A 2035-nucleotide genomic window follows, 5' to 3' on the forward strand; every position below is an offset into this window, starting at 1 on the left:
TTATTATACCTTTATCATTATGGGTTTCTAAGTCTTCTATTTTAAGGACCTCGCCTTTTCTACGTATTGGATTTCTATCTAATCTAAAGAGAACTTCTCTTCCCACCATCATTTTAGCTAATTCTTTTTGCTTAATCTCTTTTTTATCTACTGTACCTACTAATTTCCCTTTTCTTAAAACTGTAATTCGGTCAGATATTTTCATAACTTCATCTAATTTATGACTGATAAAAATAATAGATTTGTCTTCTTTGATCATTCTTCTTAATATCTTAAACAAAGTATCTGCTTCCTGAGGGGTCAATACTGCAGTAGGTTCATCCATAATAAGAATCTTTGCTCCCCTAAATAAAGTCTTTATAATTTCTACCCTTTGCTGTTCTCCCACCGAAAGCTGCCATATCTTAGCATAGGGGTTGATGTTCAGATTATAATTTTGGGATATCTCTTTAATCCTCTCGGCAATCTTTTTTTTATTAAGGTAAAATCCCTGGGATTCAAGACCTAATACCACATTTTCCAGGACCGTAAGAGTATCCACTAACATAAAATGCTGATGAATCATTCCGATGCCATTTTTAGTTGCCTCAAAGGGAGAGCGAATATCCACCTTTTTCCCATTCAGGTAAATCTCTCCCTCATCGGGATAGTAGATACCATCCAGAATATTCATTAAAGTAGTTTTCCCCGCTCCGTTTTCACCGAGAAGAGTGTGAATCTCACCTTTTCTTAAATCAAAATTTATATGATCATTAGCCAGAACACCGGGAAAATGTTTACTAATATTTTTTACTTGAAGGACTATTGCGCCCATTTATTCCCTCAGAAATTTAAAATAAAAAATTACCCCGGGGAATAAAGAAAACTACTACCCGGGGCTTGATCAATTATTTAGGTATAGTTCCTATAACTCCCTCAACAAACCATTGAAGACTTAATTTATCGGCATCGGGAATTTCTTCTCCTTCTTTCACCGTTAATTTTCCATTTTGATCATAAAGTGGTCCGGTAAAGCACTCAAATTTTCCTTCTATTATTTCTTGTTTTCTCTTGTCTACATAATCTCGGACATTCTGAGGCACCATCGGTCCATAGGGGGCAAGTTCGACCAGGCCAGTTTCCATTCCTTTCCAGTATGATCCCGCTTTCCAGGTACCTGCACGAACTGCTTCGAGAACCTGTACATAATATAAGCCCCAATGCCAAATACGAGAGGTTAAACATGCCTTAGGAGCGGCGGCGGCCATATCTTTATCATAACCTATTCCATACTTCCCGGCTTTTTCAGCAACTTGCAGTGAAGCAGGGGTATCCATACCACTGGCAATAATATCCGCACCATTAGCTAAAAAGGTCTGGGCAGCATTAGCTTCCTGGACCGGATCCAACCAGGAGTTTAACCAGATTACATGGACCTCCGCATCAGGATTAACCTCTCTCATTCCGATGGCAAATGCATCTATTTCTCTTACCACTTCCGGAATAGGGAAAGGAGCAACAAAACCGATATAATTAGATTTAGTCATCATCCCGGCAACTAAACCAGAAAGATAGTCCGCTTGGTATATTCTACCAAAATAATTTCCCAAATTATCTAAAGTTTTGTAGCCAGAACAGTGTTCGAAAATTACATCAGGATAATCTTTAGCTGCATTGAAAGTGGGATCCATAAATCCAAAACTGGTGGTAAAGATTACTTTGTAACCCTGGTTACAGTAATCTCTAATCACCTTTTCACAGGGAGCTCCCTCTGGAACAGTCTCCGAGTAAGCTGTTTCCACATAAGGAAGTTTTTCTTCTAAATAGATTCTGCCTTCATCATGAGCTTGTGACCATCCACCATCATTATGAGGCCCTACATAGATGAAAGCTACTTTGATCTTTTCTTCTGCTTGTCCTACACCTACCAAGATACTGACTAACATAACTAACATAAGTATTACTACCAGTACTTTTAATTTTTTCATATTTTTCTCCTTTTTTATTTAATTTATCTACTTTAAACCTTATTTATCTTTTTATTTAGGCTACCACC

Annotated in this window: 2 protein-coding genes; both read right to left on the reverse strand. The window is 37.5% G+C overall.

Going from position 1 to position 2035, the window contains the following annotated elements; translation table 11 throughout:
- A partial coding sequence (locus COZ07_RS05020; RefSeq protein WP_406607488.1) for an ABC transporter ATP-binding protein occupies positions 1-814 on the reverse strand: 814 nt, incomplete at its 3' end.
- Between the two features lie 73 nt (positions 815-887).
- Positions 888-1967 (reverse strand): BMP family ABC transporter substrate-binding protein, encoded by a 1080-nt coding sequence (locus COZ07_RS05025; RefSeq protein WP_406607489.1) that lies wholly within the window; start codon positions 1965-1967, stop codon positions 888-890.
- Positions 1968-2035: the final 68 nt, after the last annotated feature.

It is taken from the genome of Candidatus Infernicultor aquiphilus (genome assembly GCF_002784285.1).
In the GTDB taxonomy this organism is placed as follows: domain Bacteria; phylum Atribacterota; class Phoenicimicrobiia; order Phoenicimicrobiales; family Phoenicimicrobiaceae; genus Infernicultor; species Infernicultor aquiphilus.

What these genes read in the sequence shown, in the direction of transcription:
- COZ07_RS05025 (WP_406607489.1), bottom strand. Translation starts at nt 1,967, where the DNA reads ATGAAAAAATTAAAAGTACTGGTAGTAATACTTATGTTAGTTATGTTA.